General features: G+C 53.6%; 1 rRNA gene. It reads right to left on the bottom strand.

Annotation, left to right across the window (positions count from 1 at the left end):
* A 16S ribosomal RNA gene (locus BTW08_RS18710) occupies positions 1-209 on the bottom strand; the annotation flags it as partial.

Below are 209 nucleotides of genomic sequence, written 5' to 3'. Positions count from 1 at the left end.
GGACTACCAGGGTTTCTAATCCTGTTTGCTCCCCACGCTTTCGTGCATGAGCGTCAATCTTGACCCAGGGGGCTGCCTTCGCCATCGGTGTTCCTCCACATCTCTACGCATTTCACCGCTACACCTGGAATTCTACCCCCCTCTACAAGACTCTAGCTTGCCAGTTTCAAATGCAGTTCCCACGTTAAGCGCGGGGATGTCACATCTGA

The organism is Salinicola sp. MH3R3-1 (assembly GCF_001937155.1).
In the GTDB taxonomy this organism is placed as follows: Bacteria; Pseudomonadota; Gammaproteobacteria; order Pseudomonadales; family Halomonadaceae; genus Salinicola; species Salinicola halophyticus.
The sequence above is the reverse complement of the archived record's forward strand: the minus strand, read 5'-3'. Positions and strand labels throughout refer to the sequence as shown.